Origin of the sequence: Ruficoccus amylovorans (assembly GCF_014230085.1) — a bacterium.
GTDB classification, from domain to species: domain Bacteria; phylum Verrucomicrobiota; class Verrucomicrobiia; order Opitutales; family Cerasicoccaceae; genus Ruficoccus; species Ruficoccus amylovorans.
In genome coordinates this window covers 24,583-40,979 of the sequence record NZ_JACHVB010000042.1, presented here as the reverse complement: position 1 = coordinate 40,979, position 16,397 = coordinate 24,583, and the positions used below count along the sequence as shown (strand labels likewise).

Here is a 16,397-nt window from a genome sequence, read left to right as displayed (position 1 = left end):
TCAGGCGTTACGGATGCGTGAGAGGTGGACCGCGCAGGCCTTGTACGAGGGCTGGCGCGAGTGCGGGTCGAAAGAGGAGAGCGTGAGGCGGTTGACCGCCGGATAGTGCATGGGGACGAAGACGCTACCGCCGGGAACTGTGGTGGTGACATGGACGGCTGCTGACATCTGACCGCGCCGGGACTCGACTATGACGCTCTCGCCCGCCCGCAGACCGAGCCGATCGGCGTCGCTGGGGTGGACTTCGATGTACGGATTTTCTGGATACAGCTTGCGCAAGACGGGAGACTTCGAGGTACGGGTCTGCGTGTGCCACTGTGAGGAGGTGCCGCGCCCGGTCAGGAGGATGAAGGGGTAATCCCCGTCCGGTGGTTCGGGCATGGCCTGGGGCGCATCGAAGAGAAAGCGCGCCCGCCCGTCGGGGTGGAAGAACTTCCCGTCTGCGAAAAGTCGGCGCTCCGTGGAGAAGCCTGTTTCGCTTTCGCGCAACGGCCACTGGATGCCGCCGTTGGATTCGATCATGGCGTAGCCGCTGATCCCGCTGATGTCGCAGGGTTGCCCGCGGCTGACGGCGGTGAGCATCCGGAAGACCGTTTCGGGGCTGTCCCAGTTGGAGAAGGGTTCGCCGCAGCCCCAGTAGTGGGCAACCAGTTGAAAGATGTGGAAGTCTGCCAGCGCCTGACCGGGGGCACGGCTGACCTTGCGGATGCGCCCGATGCGGCGCTCGCTGTTGATAAAGGTACCGTCTTTTTCACCCCAGCCGGCGGCGGGCAGGACGAGGTCGGCCAGGCGGGCGGTCTCGGTGTCGGCGTACATGTCCTGCACGACGAGGAAGTCGAGCCCCTCGCGCACGCGGCGCAGCCGCTGCTGGTCGCACCAGGAGTGGGCGGTGTTGGTGGCCACGATCCAGAGACCCTTGATCTCGCCCCGCTCGGCGCCCTCCAGAATACGGTCGTAGGCCCAGCTGTCCCGTGTTGGGATTGAGCTTTCGGGGATACCTAGTAGTGCGGAGATTTTTGCGCGGTCCTCCTCCCGGTCGAAGCGGTGCCCGCCGAGCAGGTTGGTCGAGTTGCTGAACAGGCGTGAGCCCATCGCATTGCACTGGCCGGTGATGGAGTTCGGCCCCGTGCCGGGTTTGCCGATGTTACCTGTCATCAGGGCGAGGTTGATCAGTGCCTGCGCGGTGCGTGTGCCCTCATAGCTCTGGTTGACGCCCATCGTCCACCACAGCGAGACGCGCTTGCCGCTGCCGATGGAGCGGGCGAGTGAAAGGATAGACGCTTCGTCCAGCCCGGAGGCGGCGTTGACTTCGGATAACGCGTAGGGGCCAGCGAGCAGGAAGGCTTTAAAATCCTCAAAACCGTTGGTGTGCTTTTCGATGAAACCGGTGTCGAGCCAGCCGTTTTCGATCAGCAGGCGGGCGACCCCGTAGAGGAGGGCGAGATCGGACTTCGGACGCAGAGGCAGGTGCCGGGTGGCGGCCATAGCGGTCTCGGTGCAGCGCGGATCGAGCACGATGATCTCGGGCTGGCGGCGGTTACGCATGATGCGCTGCCAGAGGATCGGGTGCGCGATGCAGAGGTTAGAGCCGACGAGAACGAGCACGTCGGACTCTTCGAAGTCGGCGTAGGTGTAGGGCGGCGCGTCAAAGCCGAAGGCCTGTTTGTAGGCGGTGGCGGCGGTCGCCATACACTGGCGGGTGTTGCCGTCTCCGTGAACCATGCCCATCCCGAATTTCGCCAACGCGCCCAGGAAAGCCATCTCCTCGCAGGGGATCTGGCCGGTGCTGAGCCAGGCCAACGCCTCCGCGCTGTCACGCTCGGTGATGCCGCGGAAACGCTCAACCATCGTGCGGAGCGCCTCGTCCCAACTGACGGAGTGGAGTTCGCCGTCGGGGCCGCGCAGGAGAGGAGTCGTGGCGCGGTCAGCGGCGCGGAGTGGGGCGAGAGCTTCCCAGCCTTTGGGGCAGGCCATGCCGAGGTTGACCGGGTAGTTTGTGTCCGCCGAGAGATTGACAGCCTCGCCCGCGCGCAGGTGGACCCGGAGGGAGCAGCCGGTCGCGCAGTAGCCGCAGATGCTCTCCGTCACGGCGTCCGGCTGGAGGCCGTGCGGCAGTTGCCCCAGGCCGAACTCCGCCGGACGCTGGACCAGCTCGTGCGTAAGCGGGCCGCTCCACTGTCGAAGCGGCGTGCTGGCCTGCGGGCGCGGGGAGAAGCGCGGCTTCATCGGGCGATCCCTCCCGGCATTTTGGGTGCGGCCACCGCCCGGAAAAACAGACTGCGTTCGGCGATCTCGCCGCCAATGAGCAGCGCCACTCCCATCCAGCTGATGCTCGCGGGGGCATGACTCCCGGCCAGCACGAGAAGCAGGCCAGCAAGGGACAGGCTCCAGCGGAGCATCAGGCGCGTGCGGGCGCGGAACAACTGGATGCACGCGGAATGCCGGGCGGGCGTGAAAGCCTTTGAGCGGGCGGCTCCGAGCGCGGCGGCTTCCGGCAGCGCCTTGGCCAGCCACACCAGCGTCAGGCAGAGGGCCAACCCCGCACTGGGGCGAACAACCACTCCCGCTGCTATGAAGGTCAGTAGCACAGTTCCGGCGAAACGAACCGCCGTGCGGTCAAAGCGCCAGAACGGGCGGCCCGTGTCATGGTAAATCATGACAGAGGTGAAAACACCGGCCAGGCCGAAACCGAGAGTCGTTAACGCGAGCGTCCGCGTGAGCCAGCCGGCGGAGAATAGCGGCCAGTCCGCTGCCGTGGGGATCAATGTCGGGGCCAGCGTCAGCGCCGTCAGCGTGAGCAGGGCCGGGGCGTAGAGGCCAAAGACGACAATCTCTCGACTGAGCCAGGAGTGCCCGAGCCCGACGAAGGCGCGCCAGGCTTTGAGCGGCTTTCCCAAGTGCAGGACGCTGGCTCCGAGCCCGGCCATGCCGCTCATGCTGGCGGCCAGAAGGAGGAAAAGCCGTACGCTGTCGGCAAAAAGAGACGCGGCCACGAAGCCGACCGAGACTTGCGTCAGGGCGAGCATGAAGACCAGCGGCCAGTGCGTTTCCTGCGGGCGCAGGGCCTGGGCGTCGGCGGCCTGCGCATCGGCGGGTATTGGCCGGGCGGATACATAGCGGGTGGCAGGTGCGGTCAGTCGCTGGTGAGGGGAACCCGGTAAAAAGGCCGGTCGCTCAGCCGCCGCGTTTGCGCGGATGGCGGCCTCTTCCACGGTGACGATGCGGATCGCCTCGGTCGGGCAGGCTTGCACGCAGGCAGGGGGCTCACCCTGACTGAGACGCTGGTAGCACATATCGCATTTGCGCACGATGCCGAGGCGCTCGTTGTACTTGGGCACATCGTAGGGGCACTTTAGCACGCAGTATTGGCAGCCGATACACTGGTCGTCCAGGTGCAGGACGATGCCGGTGAGGGCGTCTTTTTCGTAGGCATTGACGGGGCAGCCATTGAGGCAGCCGGGGTCGGCGCAGTGGTGGCAGGCGGTAGTGACGGTTTGCAGGTAGGGACGCTCCATGCTCTGCCCGTGCAGCAGCCCGACATCGCGCCAGGTTTCCTCCGCGTCCAGGCCGTTGAGATTATGGCAGGCGGCCACGCAGGCCTTGCAGCCGGTGCAGCGGTCGAGGTCCACCTCGAAGGCGAACTGCTCGCCCGCGCCGGGGTTGTCGAGCGGGATGAGTTGGCGAAAGGATTCCTGCTGGCCGCGCTCGTAGGCGCGGGCAAACTCGGCCACCGGGGTCTCCAGGCGCCCCTGCTCACGCAGCAGGCGCTCGACCGGTGTCAGTTCAACGGTAGCTGTGGCAGAAATCGACATGATGGATGAAACGGGCGGAAACGCTTTAGGCTTCAGAGAGGCCGGCGGCGGGCGGGAGCGGGTTTGCGACGGTTTCGGGCGGGTCGAAGCGGAGGGCGCCGCGGCCTTCTTTTTCAGCCTCGCAGTCGTCGAGGAACTGAAGCAGCCGCTGGCGGTACTGGTAGAACTGGTCGGTCTCCATCAGCGCGTCGCGGTCGCGCGGGCGCTCGAAGCCGATGGGAAGGACCTGACCGACACGGGCGTGGGGGCCATTTGTCATCATGCAGATACGGTCGCACATGTAGATGGCCTCGTCGGGATCGTGGGTGATGAGCAGGGTGGTGATTTTTTCACGGTCGAGGATGCCGAGGATCACGTCCTGAAGCTCCATGCGGGTGAGCGAGTCGAGGCGGCCGAAGGGCTCGTCCAGCAGGAGGACTTTGGGCTTGAGGGCGATGGCACGGGCAATGCCGACGCGCTGCTGCATGCCGCCGGAGAGTTCGCGCGGGTACTTGTGCATGGAGTCGGCCAGGCCCACGACGTTGAGCGCGTACTCGACGATGATGCGCCGCTGCGCGCGCGAGGCGTGCGGGTAGCACTGTTTGACGCCGAGCATGACGTTGCCGTACGCGCTCATCCACGGCAGCAAGCAGGGCGATTGAAAGACGACGGCGCGGTCCGGTCCGGGGCCGCTGATCTCGCGACCAGCCACAATGATGCCGCCGTCGGTGATGTCGTTGAGCCCGGCGAGCATGGTCAGCACGGTGGACTTGCCGCAGCCGGAGTGGCCGATGACGCCGATGATCTCGCCCTTTTTCACCGTGAGGTTAAAGCCATCCACGACGGCGACGCTCTCGCCGAACGGGTTTGGGTAAGCTTTGACCAGATTATAAATTTCTATGTAGCGGTCGTCGATCATGGCGGTGTCAGGCGGCGGTGAAGTCGATGGGCTGGATGTCGGGCATGCTCAGCGAGCGGTCCATGCGCTGCTGGCGGGCTTCCTTGTTCATCGCAGTCATGAAGTGGATGATCTCGTTGCGGAGGGCCTTGAAGCGCGGATCGGTGTTGAGAGTGGCGCGGTTGCGGGGGCGCGGCAGGGTGACGGGGAATTCCCGCCCGAGTGTGGCGCCGGGGCCAAGTGTGAGGGGGAGGATGCGGTCGGCCAGGAGGACGGCCTCGTCCACGTCGTTGGTGATGAGCACGACGGTGCGCTTGTCCTCCTCCCAGATGCGGATCAGCTCGTCCTGGAGCTTGGCGCGGGTGAGGGCGTCGAGCGCGCTCAGGGGCTCGTCCATGAGCAGCACCTGCGGCTGCATGCACAGGGTGCGGGCGAGGGAGACGCGCTGGCGCATGCCGCCGGAGAGTTCGCGGGGCTTTTTATGGGCGGCGGGGGTGAGGCTGACCATCTCAATGTAGCGCTCGACGTGGGCTCGGCGTTCGGCTGCGCTGTGATGCGGGAACGCCTGGCGGGCGGCGAGCTCGATGTTGCCGTAAACACTCATCCAGGGCAGCAGCGAGTAGTTCTGGAAGACGATGCCCAGGTGTGGACCGGGGCGGGTGACGGCCTTTCCGGCGAGCGTGATCTGCCCGCGGTCGGGTTTGAGCAGCCCCGCGAGCAGCCCGACGAGCGAGCTTTTTCCGCTGCCGGAAAAGCCGACCACGGCGATGAATTCGTTTTCCTCGACTGCGAGCGAAACGTCGCGCAGCACTTCGGTGCGGTTGCCTTCGGGGCCGAAGCCGAGGCTGACGTTGTCCATGTTCAGGTAAGCCATGAGGCGGAAATGTTTTATGAGTTAGAGGGCGGAGGGGGCCTCGTCGAAGGACACCAGCCGCTGGAAGACGATCATGATCCGGTCCAGAAGCAGGCCGACGACACCGACCACGAAGACCACGACGAACATCTGCGCGAAGGTCTGGGAGGAGCCGTTGTTGAACATGTCCCAGACGAACTTGCCGATGCCCTCGCTGGAGGAGAGCAGTTCGGCGGCGATCAGCACCATCCAGCCCACGCCGAGGGAGATGCGCAGCCCGGCGAAGATCAGCGGCAGGGCCGAGGGCAGCACGATGCGAAAGAGGCGGCTGGCGAAGCCCAGGCGCAGCACGCGGGCCACGTTGATATGGTCCTTGTCCACCGAGGCGACGCCCAGCGCGGTGTTGACGAGCGTCGGCCACAGCGAGCAGAGGGCGACGGTGATGGCCGAGGAGAGGAAGGCCGGATGGACGAACGACTTCTCCGGGTCGCTGATGAACCCGCCGACGATGATGAAGACAATCGGCAGCCAGACGATGGGGGAGACGGGCTTGAACAGCGCGATCAGCGGCGTGAGCGCGGCCATGCAGACCCGGCTCAGCCCGCAGATGACACCCAACGGGATGGCAATGATGGTGGCGATGAAAAAGCCGAGGAACACGCAGGCCAGGCTGCGGGCGATCTGTCGGGGAAAGGTCCAGGGGCGGGAGTACGCGCTCTGGCTGATACGGTCGATGGACTGTTGTTTGCGCAGCACCTGCTCGGCGGAGCGGAAGATGGCCTCGCCCCCCTGCGCGTGGTAGTACGCGCTCTGCAAGGTGGTCAGCTCCGCTTCCTCTCCGGCGACCTTGACCGACTGGTTGTCGTCCGTGAGGTAGTCGAGGCGCTTGCGCAGGAACTGGAGCTCCTGCTCCTGCTGGTTGTAGGCGCGGCGGGCGGCCTGAAGGGTCGGGAACTTGGTGGCGTAGGCTTGGTCGATTTTGTCCTTGAAGGCGCGCAGTTCCTCTTTTTCCGCTTCACTAAGAGCCTGTGCGTCAGCCAGCTTTTTCAGGAAGAGCTGGCGGGCCTCAATGTCGTCGGCAGGCAGGGCGTCGGCCTCGGCGATGAGCGCGGCCTCGCGCTGCTTTTCCGCGTCGCGGACCTGCTGACGCAGCTCCCGATAGTGGGTTTCGAGGGGAGCGGTCTGCTTTTCGATTTGTGCGCGGTTCTGCGCCTCCAGCTCGTCCACGCGCGCCCCGGCGGCCTCGGCCTGTGGCTCAAGCTCGGCCAGCCGGGCCTTGACCTGAACGAGCGCCTCCTGACGAGCTTCGCCGCTGAGCAGGAAGTCGTTGGCCTTGCGGTTTTCGCGCCGGTGAAAGCTCCAGATGTCCCCAGCGGCGTGCTCGACCACGGACGGTGTGGGCACCTGCCCGGCCTTTGTCGTGTGGCGCGGGGCGAGGTAGGACCACAGCCCGAGAAAGACGCCGAAGGTGAGCACGGGGATGCCGATGTAGAGGAGAATCTTCCGGCACTGCTCGCGCGGATTCTCCCGGTAGATCAGCCGCACGAGCGGGTCGAACACCTGGAGTCCGGCGATGTCGAGGGCTTTGAGGATTTTAAATTTCATGATGCGGAAAACGGTGGTGGCGGCGATTAATTGCGGGCGAGGCCGACGGGGTCTTTCAGTCCGATGGTGAAGGAGTTGAGGTAGCCGATGGGGTCGCGGCCGTCGTAGGTTTTGCCGTCGATGAAGTCGCTGGTGGCGGGCCGGTAGCCGTCGGTGTCCCAGGGGATGTCGGCCTCTTCGATCTCGCCCTCGTCGAGGAGCTGGCGGGCAGCGGCGAGGTACACCTCGGGCAGGTAAACTTTCTTCACGGTCTCGGTGTACCAGGAGGCGGGCTTGGCCTCACCGATCTGGCCCCAGCGGCGCATCTGCGTCAGGAACCAGACTCCGTCACTGTACCAGGGATAGCTGCTGTGGAATTTGAAGAAGACGTTGAAATCGGGCATGCTCCGACGGTCACTTTTTTGAAAGGTGAAGGTGCCCGTCATGGAGTTTTTGATCACGTTGTAATCCGCGCCGACGTAGTTGGGCTTGGAGAGGATGCGGGCGGCCTCGTCACGGTTGACGTAGTTGCCAGCGCTGTCGGTCTCGTCGAGCCATTTGCCCGCGCGGATGAGCGCTTTGACCACGGCTATGTGGGTATTGGGGTTTGTGCTGGCCCACTCGCGGGTGACGCCGAAGACCTTTTCGGGATTATTCTTCCAAATCTCGTAGTTGGTGACGACGGGCACGCCGATGCCCTTGGCGACGGCCTGCTGGTTCCAGGGCTCGCCCACGCAGTAGCCCTGAATGTTTCCGGCCTCGAGGACGGTCGGCATCATGGGGGGAGGGATGACGGAGAGCTCGACCTCGGCGTCGGTGCGGCCACCCTTGTCGGTGGGGGTGTAAAAGCCCGGGTTGATGTCCGCGGCGGCGAGCCAGTAACGCAGCTCGTAGTTGTGCGTGGATACAGGGAAGACCATACCCATTTGCAGCTTCTGCCCTTCGTCGAGCTTTTCCCTGACGATGGGGCGCAGGGCGTCGGCGCTGATGGGGTGCTCAGGGCGCGGGCTGTCGAGGTCGAAGTCATTGGCCTGCATCTCCGCCCAGATCGCGTTGGAGACGGTGATGGCGTTGCCGTTGAGGTCGAGGGTGTAGGCGGTGACGATGTCGGCCTGTGTCCCGACGCCGATGGTGGCGGCGAGCGGCTGCCCGGAGAGCATATGCGCACCGTCGAGGTTGCCATTGATGACGTTGTCCAGCAGCGTTTTCCAGTTGGGCTGGGCGATGACCTCGACCTGGAGCCCTTCGTCCTCGAAGAAGCCTTTCTCCTTGGCGATGGCCAGCGGGGCGCAGTCGGTCAGCTTGATGAAGCCAAACTTGAGCTGATCCTTTTCCAGATTAAGAGTGGCGGCGGTGACGGCCAGCGGCGCGAGGGCCAGCAGCGCATGCGCGAGTATTTGACGTGTGATTTTCATGAGCCGTGTAGCAGGTGGATGTGTCGGTGTGGTGTTGCGCCAGAAGTTTTTGCAATAGGCATGCCAATCGCCGCTAATGATCATATTTGTGCGCGTCATTGTTTTAATGAAGTGTATGAATATGATTCATGCATGGGGTGTGACCCGAGAAGTAAGCGCTCTCGGTGTGGGCGCAGAAGTGCCTTATCCGCAGCATGAATGCGCCTCATGGATCAGGGCCGCGTACCGTGTATAGAAAATAGGCAGCGATGTGGCCGCCTGAGGGCGACGACTGCTCGGTTAGCCGAGTGGGGCGTAAACGCGTTCCGCCAGGCTTTTCAGTTCATGTTCGCCGAGGGCGAGCCAGCCTGCATCAGTGGCACCCCGTTGTATCCAGTCGAGGTCGCTGGCATCCGGTGTGAAACGTCCCTCGCATCCGAAATCGATGACCGGCTCCATCTGAAGGCCTTGACCGTTGCCTCGGTCGAATTCTCCCCGGAGCGTTTTTTCCACGCCCGTTGCGGCCGGACCGAGGATGCTCTTGCGGCGCAGGGTGCGGGCGATCTGGGGAATATTTTCCGGATTTGCGCAGAACATGCAGGCCTGGGTCAACACTTGGGTGAGCGCTGCGAATTGCTCGGGGCGGGCGGCGAGCTGGCTTTCACAGGCGAGCAGGACTTTTTCCGGGTGGCCGGGGACGAGGTCGTGGCTAAGCGCCGGGCACCAGCCCAGCCCCTCGCGCACGGCGAGGCTGTTCCAGGGCTCGCCTACGCAGTAGCCGTCGAGGGTCTGTGCGCGCAGGTTGCGCAGGGCCTGGCCGGGCGGGACGACGACGATTTTTACATCGTGATCGGGATCGAGGCCGGTTTGCCGCAGCCATTGGCGCAGGAGAAAGTGGTGGGACGAATCGAGCGATACGATACCGAGCGTGTAGTGGCGAGTGCGGGTGGGGGAGCGGGCGTCGCGTCGGAAGTCCTCGGCGGTGCGCACGCCGCGCTCCTGAATGCCGCGTGAGAGCGTTAGGGCGTTACCCAGTCGGCTGGTTACGGTCAGTGCCCGGCAGGGCGTGGGGGCGACTCCGAACCCGGCCGCGATGCTCAGCGGCAGGGGAGCCAGTGCTTGAGCGGCGTCGAGCTCGCCATAAGCAATCTTGTGCTTAATGGAGGCCCAGCCCAGCTCGAAGGCCAGCTCCACTCGTAGCCCGGCCTGACGGTACAGGTCAAGCTCCGCCGCCATGAGATAGGGGGCGACGTCGCAGAGCCGGATGATGCCGATGCGCAGGATGTCGGAAATTCTTTGGGCCACGGGAGCGCGGGGATTGGAACAGGACATGCTAGCGGATTGCGTGCCAGAGTCCTCGCCCCATGAATCCTTTTGACAGTCGCCAGCTTTTGACCCTCGTGACCCTAGCCCGCACGCGCAGCTTTACCGAGGCGGCCAAGGAACTGCACCTGACACAGTCCGCAGTCAGCCATTCGGTGAAAGCTCTGGAGAAGGAGACCGGGCAGACGCTGTTCGAGCGCAGCGGGCGCTACATCAAGCCCACGCCCGTGGGAGAGTACCTCATCCGCGAAGCCGCAGAGATCCTGGCGCGGATGGAGGGCATCCGTTCTCGCTTGTCGGACGTGGACGGGTGGGGGCGTGGACGCCTGCGCGTGGGGGCAAGCCCCGCCTGCTGCCACCTGCTGCTGCCGGAGGTGCTCCGGGAGTTCAAGCAGAGCTTTCCGGGCTGTTCGATCCTGGTGCGCTCGGACCGGGAGGCGCTGAACCTGGAGCGCCTCCGCGGCGGGGAAGTCGATCTGGTCCTGTCGGTGGCGCTGGAGCGCGAACCCGTCGAGGTGGCGGCCTGCGATTGGTTCACTGACCGGCTGGAAATCGTGCTGCCGGTCTTTCACCCGCTGGCGGCCCGGCGCCAACTGAAGATCATCGATCTGGAGGGAGAGACCCTCCACCTGTATGGGAACGAAAGCCGTACTGACAAGGTGGTACTTGATGCGCTACGCAGTCAGGGCGTTCGTGCGGCCGAGATACTCGAAGTCGGCAGCATAGATGCGGTCAAGGAAATGGTCAAAATCGGGCAGGGGGTCGCCTTCATGGCCCGGTGGGCGGTGCAAAAGGAACTCGACGAGGGCTCGCTGGTCATGCGCCCTGTGAACGGGCATACGATCGAGCGGCTTTGGAAAATCTACTGGGCGCGTCAGCACCAGCTCACGTTGTTCGAGGAAACTTTTGTCGGGCTCTGCCTGGAGGCTCTCGAAGGCTCCGTGCTGGCGGGTCAGCCCGGATAGTCGCGACGCCCACTGCAAGGCGCCGCCCCCACGCGCTCAAGCATGAGGACGGCGCGACGTTTATGCCAGTGTGCTGCTGGTCAGTTCGGCTTCGCGCCGGAGGGCTTTGGGGAAGAGGACGTTGTTTTCCGTGTGGACGTGCTGGTGCATATTCTGCTCCAGGTCGGCCAGCGCGTCATGAAATCGAGACCATCTGGCCCCGGGCCGCCTGAGCATCTGTGCGAATAAAACCCAGTCCTCGAAAACATCAGTCAACCGCTCACAACCGGCACATTACTTTGCATGCAGACACTTCTGACTCAGAACTTAATAACAACCCTCAATGCACATGAGTAACGAAGCGCTATTGGAAAAACTCAACGCTCAGTTGAACCGCGAAATGACGACCTTTCTTCGCTATATGACCCTAAGCGGCTTTGGTTCGCGGAGAAGCGCACGAACGCGTCCGGGAAATGTACCACGAGGAGGTCACCAATGAACTCCGGCACACCCAATACCTCGCCGATCAGATTGTAACGCTCGGTGGAAAACCGCAACTGGAGCCGGACCTGACGCCGCCCGAAGGATCGGTGCAAGAAATGTTGAAGCACGACGCCGACGAAGGGAGAATCGACGGCGGCAACTATCGCAAGCTTGCCCAGATGGCGGGTGGCGAAGGGCTCATGTCCCTCAAGCTACAGATGGAGGAACAGGCCGCAGACGAAGAACGCCACGGCCAGACCATGTACCGTTTCCTAGGCAAAAGCTGGAGTTGACAGGCGCGGGAGCTCCAGGCTCTTGCGCCAATCGGCCCCCACCGCTCGTGGATCAGGGTTCGCCAATCTCCGCTTCGACCAGTTTCGCCAGCAGGACGAGCGATTCCTGCCAGCCCAGGTAGCAGGCTTCGACCGGTATTTGAGGAGGGATGCCGTCCTGGACGGCGCGCAGTTCGGTGCCGCATGAGACGGATTTCAGGCGAATTTCGCACTCCATTACGCCCGGCAGGGCAGGATCGTCAAACTCGTCCGTATAACGGATCAGTTCATGGGGAACCAGTTCGAGATACTTGCCCCCGAAGCTGTGGCTCTCGCCGGTGGTGAAGTTCGTGAAGGACATCTTGAACGTTCCGCCGACCCGCGCGTCCGATTCGTGGACGGTGGCGGTAAAGCCATTCGGCGGCAGCCATTTGACGAGGGCGGACGGTTCGAGAAAGGCGCGGTAAACGCGCTCCGCCGGAGCGCGCAGCACGCGGTGCAGTTCGACGCGGTGGATGTCTGAAGTGCTCATCGATGATATCTGTTTTGAGGTTAAGCACCGGCATTCTGCTCGGCCTCGATATTGACCATCCAGGAAACGCCGAAGCGGTCCTCGACCATCCCGAATAACGGCGACCAGAAGGTCTTGCTCAACGGCATGTTTACCTTGCCGTCGGCGGCCAGATTATCGAATAGCTGCTTGGCCATTTCCGTGTCCTTTAGGTTGATCGAGAGCGAGATACCTTCGAATTTTCCGCTTTCGCCGCAGCCGTCAGAGAGCATGAGAACATTGCCATGCACACGCAAGGACGCGTGCATGATGCGCTCGCCGATTTCGTCCATGTTCATATCCGGTAACGGATCGGGGCATTCCTTGAATCGCATCATCATCTCCACCTCGGCGTCGAGCGCCTGCCGGTAGAAGTCGATGGCGGCCTCGCACTGGCCGTTGAAGATGAGGTAAGGCTGGATTTTGAGATCTTTCATGATTAGGGAGGGTTACGTGTGAGAGGTTCGTCCGGGGGCCTGTCGAAGGATTACGCCGGTCTCATAGAGTATGTGAATGACGCCACCCGTGCCTACCGTTTTCCAATGATTTTCCGTCTTTTTACATAGGGACCCCAGATCGGCCCGGAAATTCACCCAGAATACCCTTTGACCGGCTGTTGTTTGCCCGGAAAGGTGCCGAAAGTGCCTCTCACCTTTTGCAAATCCGGTAAACCGTCATAACAATGCAAGTCATGAAGGATAAAATCACCCCGTGCTTGTGGTTCGACGGGCAGGCTGAAGAGGCTGCCACATTCTATGTCTCGTTGCTGCCCGATTCCCGGATCGAGCGCGTTTTACGTTCGCCGGTTGATACCGAAAGCGTACCGGCCGGGGGTGTTCTGACCGTTGACTTCACCCTGGCCGGCAAGCGGTACGTCGGCCTCAACGCCGGTCCGCACCACAAGTTCAACGAGGCGGTGTCTTTTCAAATCCATTGCGATGACCAGAAGGAAGTCGATCGGCTGTGGGCGGCACTCAGTGAGGGGGGAGAGGAAATCGCGTGCAGTTGGCTGAAGGACCGCTGGGGCCTATGCTGGCAAATCGTCCCCAAGCGCCTGCTCGAATTGATCACCGATCCCGACCCGGTCCGAGCCAAACGTGCCATGGAAGCGATGATGACCATGGTCAAGATCGACATCGCCGCCCTGGAGCAAGCGGTGAACGGCAGCGCGTAATATTGGGGCGGTTATAAACTTGGTAGTAACGAAAAAAGCGCTATTGGCATTGTCATAAATGTATAAAGGCTAACCTGGCCGCATACACTCCTTGGCCTAATCGCCGTCTTGTACATCTTGGCGATACCGTTTGCTTCCTATGGCCAACAGGCAAAGCTGCGGGTGGCCCGATTTCGAAAATAAGGAGGGGCTTGGCTGAATCCTATTTGTCCCATAGAACTCGACATTTGCCCGGTAAGACGCTTACAACCCATTGGAGTCGTTGATCATAGTCGTGCCCACTCTAACTGCCCACTTGAGCGTCCTTGATGAACGGGGTATCGGTAAATATTGAGACATGAAGATTTGGAAGAGGATCATACTCGGATTTATTCTGGTCACCGCCATCATGATGGCGGTGGATTTTAATTCCTTACGGGAAAATATTCGAATCATTCGCCAGGTTGACGATCTGGAACTCTCGAAGCGTAAGGAGATGATGGAATCTTATCGCGTTTCGTATTTGCTGCAACGGATCAAATCGAATGTACGGGAGATTTTATTGGAGGCCGAAGTTGCCGAGAGACCGGACGAGATTGAGCTGGCCAGGAAAGACATTCAAAGTTTGATCCCAAAGTTGAAAGCCTCGTTGGAAGAGTTGAGAGTGGCGACTTATCTGGGCTTCGAGCGCGAGGGGGAGGATGAAGAGCAGTTGGAAGAGCTGGAGAGGCTGAATGCTTTGCTCGCACGCGTGCCGGATTTCTTTCAGTCACTGGACACATTACTCACCTTGCAAGGCGCGCAGAAGTCCAAGGAGGCAGATGAGCAGTTCGAGGAAGTTTTGGAACCGTTGGCTCGCGATATGCAAGCGATAGCGGCTGAATTGACATCCGGGTCGGAAGCAGAGATACAATGGGCAATCGAGCAGTTGAACGACCGGGTGAAGACGGCGATCCGGTTGGGGGTTTATCTATCGGTTTTGAGCATTTTTCTCTCATTGGGAATTGGACTGCTGATCTCCCGTTCGATCTCAAAACCATTGATGAAGCTGGTAGAGAGTGCGGACGAAATCGGTCGCGGAAATCTCGAAACGACGGTTGAGCTCGACACGAAAGGGGAGCTACAAATGCTGGCCGGGTCGTTCAACCAGATGGCCCGCGAACTGAAGCAGAAGATTGATTCGATCGACAATGTGAACAAAGAGCTGCTGGAATCGAACAAGACCAAGGATACTTTTTTCTCCATTATCGCCCATGACTTGAGGAACCCTTTCAACGCCATTCTGGGCTATTCTTACATCCTCTCCGAGGACTACGACAAGTTTGACGATGAGGAGCGTCTACAGTTTATTAAGGAGATCGACCGATCTTCGAGAATCACCTTCGAACTGCTGGAAAACCTGCTGCATTGGGCCCGCTCGCAAAGTGATAAGATCAAGATTCAAAAGGAATCCGTAGAGTTGATTGAAGCGGTGGAAGGTGCCATCTCCTCTCATGCCGCCGCGGCAAAAGTCAAAAACATCACCCTGATCAACCAGGTCCCGGCCGGGATGACGCTTCAGGTTGATCGTGCCACTTTTATTGTTATCTTGAATAATGTCATCAGCAACTCGCTCAAGTTCACCGAAGACGGTGGCAACGTCGTTGTTTCAGCTTGGAAAAACGACAAGACCATCACCCTCTCGATTAAAGATACCGGAGTCGGCATGAGTGAAGAGACTCGAAGCAAGCTCTTTCTCATTCGCGGGAATAGCTCCACGCTGGGAACGCGCAGTGAAAACGGCACCGGCCTCGGACTGCTTTTGGTTAAAGATTTTACCGAACGAAACGGAGGTCGGGTAGGGGTAAAGAGCGCGCTCGGCAAGGGCAGTGAGTTTGTCTTCACCTTTCCGGAGTGAGCGGCCAAGAGAGACTGGTGGTGATTGATCATTCGATTAATTCGAGGATGAGGAAGAGTCGTATGCTTTGAGCCGGTAAATTGCTTTAAAGAGGGGCATTTTATTGTCTATATACTATACTCCAGTATAGAAACAGGCATGTCACACTTACCGAACAATCCTAAGGTGATCGCGCGGATACGCCGGATCAAAGGACAAGCCGAAGCGATTGAGTGAATGCTGGGTGATGAAACTGATTGCTACACGATCCTCCGACGGTCGCGGCCTGTCGCGGCGCTCTCAATGCCCTCACTAAGGAACTGCTGACCGAGCACCTTGAACATCATCTGATCAGTCTCCCGGAGACGCCGGAAACCGCCCGTGATGCCGCCCGCGAAATTCAGACCATCATCACCATGACCATCACGATCACAACCTGCGTTCGGCCTATCTGCATGTCCTCGCGGATGCCCTGACCTCGCTCACCGCCATCGTTGCGCTACTGGCCGCCAAGTATGCCGGGTGGCTCTGGATGGACCCGTTGATGGGCATTGTCGGTTCCCTGCTGGTGGCCAAATGGTCTGGCTTTTGCGGCAATCGACAGCGGTGACGCGGCAGCCGCGCCGAACCAATTCCAACGCGAGCGCCGCACCAAAGCGGCCAAGACCAACCACACAGACACGGGGAGGCTTCATGAGGCCGGTTCCTGTTTTTCTACGCCCAGGGCATCGAGCGCGAGGTTGAGCTCAAGCACGTTCACGATGGGCGTGCCGGTCAGAACGCCGCCCGGTGTGAAGGACAGCCGCTCGATCAGCGCCTCCACCTGCTCCGGGGCAAGCTGCCGCGCCGCCGCCACGCGGGCGAGCTGGTATTTCGCGGCTTCCTCGGTGATGTGAGGGTCCAGCCCGCTCCCGGAAGCCGTCACGAGGTCGGCGGGGGCGGGATGCTCCGGAGAGGCTCCGAGTGCGACGAGAACGGGAGCCGCCCGTTCGGCGAGAGCGGAGTTGGTGGGGGCGAGGTTGCTGCCGCCCGCCCCAGCGCCGTCGTAATCAACCGCCGAGGGTCGCGGCCAGAAATAATCCGCCCGTGTGAAGGGCTGCGCGATCAGGCGGCTGCCGACGACGTGCCCGTCCGCCCCGGTGATCAGGCTGCCGTTGGCGGTTGCGGGGGTGACGGCTTGCCCGATCGCCAGGATGAGCCCGGCGTAACCGAGCACGCAGATGATGAGCGAGGCCAGTACGATGCGCAGGGAGCTGATGAGGAGTGTCATGGCTGG

The 16,397-nt window shown here is 61.7% G+C and carries 16 protein-coding genes and 1 pseudogene; 6 read left to right on the top strand and 11 right to left on the bottom strand.

What is annotated here, in order from left to right:
- The 7 genes from H5P28_RS14495 to H5P28_RS14465 form a co-directional block, all read right to left on the bottom strand.
- Positions 1–2,226: a molybdopterin oxidoreductase family protein gene (locus H5P28_RS14495; protein ID WP_185676428.1), complete on the bottom strand. Its 2,226-nt coding sequence runs from the start codon at positions 2,224–2,226 to the stop codon at positions 1–3.
- Positions 2,223–3,812, bottom strand: a complete 1,590-nt coding sequence (locus tag H5P28_RS14490; RefSeq protein ID WP_185676427.1) for a DmsC/YnfH family molybdoenzyme membrane anchor subunit — start codon at positions 3,810–3,812, stop codon at positions 2,223–2,225. Before H5P28_RS14490 ends, H5P28_RS14495 begins: the two co-directional genes overlap by 4 nt.
- A gap of 25 nt (positions 3,813–3,837) precedes the next feature.
- The gene (locus tag H5P28_RS14485) at positions 3,838–4,710 is read right to left on the bottom strand and encodes an ABC transporter ATP-binding protein (RefSeq protein WP_185676426.1); all 873 of its coding nucleotides are present in this window, start codon (positions 4,708–4,710) and stop codon (positions 3,838–3,840) included.
- Positions 4,711–4,717: 7 nt separating this feature from the next.
- The gene (locus tag H5P28_RS14480; protein WP_185676425.1) at positions 4,718–5,563 is read right to left on the bottom strand and encodes an ABC transporter ATP-binding protein; all 846 of its coding nucleotides are present in this window, start codon (positions 5,561–5,563) and stop codon (positions 4,718–4,720) included.
- Between the two features lie 21 nt (positions 5,564–5,584).
- The gene (locus H5P28_RS14475) at positions 5,585–7,147 is read right to left on the bottom strand and encodes an ABC transporter permease (protein WP_185676424.1); all 1,563 of its coding nucleotides are present in this window, start codon (positions 7,145–7,147) and stop codon (positions 5,585–5,587) included.
- 26 nt (positions 7,148–7,173) lie between these two features.
- Complete coding sequence (locus H5P28_RS14470; RefSeq protein ID WP_185676423.1) at positions 7,174–8,541, bottom strand: CmpA/NrtA family ABC transporter substrate-binding protein; 1,368 nt, start codon at positions 8,539–8,541, stop codon at positions 7,174–7,176.
- Between the two features lie 279 nt (positions 8,542–8,820).
- Positions 8,821–9,825, bottom strand: coding sequence for an ABC transporter substrate-binding protein (locus tag H5P28_RS14465; protein WP_185676422.1), 1,005 nt, complete (start codon positions 9,823–9,825; stop codon positions 8,821–8,823).
- Between the two features lie 59 nt (positions 9,826–9,884).
- Here H5P28_RS14465 and H5P28_RS14460 point away from each other — a divergent pair, with 59 nt between their 5' ends.
- Entirely contained in the window at positions 9,885–10,808 is a 924-nt protein-coding gene (locus H5P28_RS14460) for a LysR family transcriptional regulator (protein WP_185676421.1), read from the top strand.
- 60 nt (positions 10,809–10,868) lie between these two features.
- Here H5P28_RS14460 and H5P28_RS14455 read toward each other — a convergent pair whose 3' ends face one another.
- Entirely contained in the window at positions 10,869–11,024 is a 156-nt protein-coding gene (locus H5P28_RS14455) for a hypothetical protein (protein ID WP_185676420.1), read from the bottom strand.
- A 200-nt stretch (positions 11,025–11,224) separates the two neighbouring features.
- Here H5P28_RS14455 and H5P28_RS14450 point away from each other — a divergent pair, with 200 nt between their 5' ends.
- Positions 11,225–11,563, top strand: a complete 339-nt coding sequence (locus tag H5P28_RS14450) for a ferritin-like domain-containing protein (protein ID WP_185676419.1) — start codon at positions 11,225–11,227, stop codon at positions 11,561–11,563.
- 52 nt (positions 11,564–11,615) lie between these two features.
- On the opposite strand, the gene H5P28_RS14445 is transcribed toward H5P28_RS14450, so the two are convergent.
- Both H5P28_RS14445 and H5P28_RS14440 read right to left on the bottom strand, forming a co-directional pair.
- Positions 11,616–12,074 (bottom strand): SRPBCC family protein, encoded by a 459-nt coding sequence (locus H5P28_RS14445; protein WP_185676418.1) that lies wholly within the window; start codon positions 12,072–12,074, stop codon positions 11,616–11,618.
- 20 nt (positions 12,075–12,094) lie between these two features.
- Positions 12,095–12,529: a VOC family protein gene (locus tag H5P28_RS14440; protein WP_185676417.1), complete on the bottom strand. Its 435-nt coding sequence runs from the start codon at positions 12,527–12,529 to the stop codon at positions 12,095–12,097.
- A gap of 254 nt (positions 12,530–12,783) precedes the next feature.
- Between H5P28_RS14440 and H5P28_RS14435 the strand changes: the two genes are divergently transcribed.
- The 4 genes and pseudogenes from H5P28_RS14435 to H5P28_RS20020 form a co-directional block, all read left to right on the top strand.
- A complete protein-coding gene (locus H5P28_RS14435) occupies positions 12,784–13,266 on the top strand; it encodes a VOC family protein (protein WP_185676416.1) in 483 nt (160 codons plus the stop codon).
- A 337-nt stretch (positions 13,267–13,603) separates the two neighbouring features.
- Positions 13,604–15,142: a sensor histidine kinase gene (locus H5P28_RS14430; RefSeq protein WP_185676415.1), complete on the top strand. Its 1,539-nt coding sequence runs from the start codon at positions 13,604–13,606 to the stop codon at positions 15,140–15,142.
- 236 nt (positions 15,143–15,378) lie between these two features.
- The gene (locus tag H5P28_RS14425; protein WP_185676414.1) at positions 15,379–15,597 is read left to right on the top strand and encodes a metal-sensing transcriptional repressor; all 219 of its coding nucleotides are present in this window, start codon (positions 15,379–15,381) and stop codon (positions 15,595–15,597) included.
- Positions 15,525–15,704: pseudogene (locus H5P28_RS20020) on the top strand (cation efflux transmembrane domain-containing protein); the annotation flags it as partial. The gene H5P28_RS14425 and the pseudogene H5P28_RS20020, both read left to right, overlap by 73 nt.
- A 108-nt stretch (positions 15,705–15,812) precedes the next feature.
- Here the strand turns inward: H5P28_RS20020 and kdpC are convergent.
- A complete protein-coding gene (gene kdpC, locus H5P28_RS14415) occupies positions 15,813–16,391 on the bottom strand; it encodes a potassium-transporting ATPase subunit KdpC (RefSeq protein ID WP_185676413.1) in 579 nt (192 codons plus the stop codon).
- Positions 16,392–16,397: the final 6 nt, after the last annotated feature.

What these genes read in the sequence shown, in the direction of transcription:
- H5P28_RS14495 (WP_185676428.1), bottom strand. Translation starts at nt 2,226, where the DNA reads ATGAAGCCGCGCTTCTCCCCGCGCCCGCAGGCCAGCACGCCGCTTCGA.
- H5P28_RS14490 (WP_185676427.1), bottom strand. Translation starts at nt 3,812, where the DNA reads ATGTCGATTTCTGCCACAGCTACCGTTGAACTGACACCGGTCGAGCGC.
- H5P28_RS14485 (WP_185676426.1), bottom strand. Translation starts at nt 4,710, where the DNA reads ATGATCGACGACCGCTACATAGAAATTTATAATCTGGTCAAAGCTTAC.
- H5P28_RS14480 (WP_185676425.1), bottom strand. Translation starts at nt 5,563, where the DNA reads ATGGCTTACCTGAACATGGACAACGTCAGCCTCGGCTTCGGCCCCGAA.
- H5P28_RS14475 (WP_185676424.1), bottom strand. Translation starts at nt 7,147, where the DNA reads ATGAAATTTAAAATCCTCAAAGCCCTCGACATCGCCGGACTCCAGGTG.
- H5P28_RS14470 (WP_185676423.1), bottom strand. Translation starts at nt 8,541, where the DNA reads ATGAAAATCACACGTCAAATACTCGCGCATGCGCTGCTGGCCCTCGCG.
- H5P28_RS14460 (WP_185676421.1), top strand. Translation starts at nt 9,885, where the DNA reads ATGAATCCTTTTGACAGTCGCCAGCTTTTGACCCTCGTGACCCTAGCC.
- H5P28_RS14455 (WP_185676420.1), bottom strand. Translation starts at nt 11,024, where the DNA reads ATGCTCAGGCGGCCCGGGGCCAGATGGTCTCGATTTCATGACGCGCTG.
- H5P28_RS14445 (WP_185676418.1), bottom strand. Translation starts at nt 12,074, where the DNA reads ATGAGCACTTCAGACATCCACCGCGTCGAACTGCACCGCGTGCTGCGC.
- H5P28_RS14440 (WP_185676417.1), bottom strand. Translation starts at nt 12,529, where the DNA reads ATGAAAGATCTCAAAATCCAGCCTTACCTCATCTTCAACGGCCAGTGC.
- H5P28_RS14435 (WP_185676416.1), top strand. Translation starts at nt 12,784, where the DNA reads ATGAAGGATAAAATCACCCCGTGCTTGTGGTTCGACGGGCAGGCTGAA.
- H5P28_RS14430 (WP_185676415.1), top strand. Translation starts at nt 13,604, where the DNA reads ATGAAGATTTGGAAGAGGATCATACTCGGATTTATTCTGGTCACCGCC.
- kdpC (WP_185676413.1), bottom strand. Translation starts at nt 16,391, where the DNA reads ATGACACTCCTCATCAGCTCCCTGCGCATCGTACTGGCCTCGCTCATC.